At 57.6% G+C, this 481-nt stretch carries 1 protein-coding gene; it reads left to right on the forward strand.

The genetic code is table 11. The features are described from left to right. Window positions 1-261 precede the first annotated feature (261 nt). Window positions 262-481: SDR family NAD(P)-dependent oxidoreductase (locus tag AF337_RS02400; protein ID WP_152970864.1), on the forward strand; the 220-nt coding region annotated here is incomplete at its 3' end.

Here is a 481-nt window from a genome sequence, read left to right on the forward strand (position 1 = left end):
GGTTCGCCACTCACATCAACGTCGCCTAGACGCAGACGTCTCCCACTTTAAGCAGGATCCCGTCCTTTGGGACGGGATGGTTCAATCCTCCTTCACAAGGAGGATTGAACACGAGTGGGGTTTGATTGGGAGCGGGACGTCAGCATGTCCGTTCTCCCGGCGCATTCATAAATCTCATTTCTAAGTTCATGCCGATAATACCATCTAATCGTGCCTCGCTAGGCGATCTATCCTCCGGTTCATCAGGAACAGGAGTGAGATATGAGCAAGGTTTGGTTTATCACGGGTGCCGGCAGCGGTATCGGTGCCGCCAGTGCCAAAGCGGCCCTGAGGGCAGGCGACCGCGTCGTCGCGACCGGCCGCAACCTCGACAAGGTACGCAATGCCCTGAGCGACGTCGCGGGCGACCGCCTTCTATTCGTCCAGCTGGACGTCGCCAATGAGGAACAGGCCAGAACTGCGGTAGACGAGGCTGTGAATG

This window comes from Rhizobium ecuadorense (assembly GCF_001187535.1).
Classification (GTDB): domain Bacteria; phylum Pseudomonadota; class Alphaproteobacteria; order Rhizobiales; family Rhizobiaceae; genus Rhizobium; species Rhizobium ecuadorense.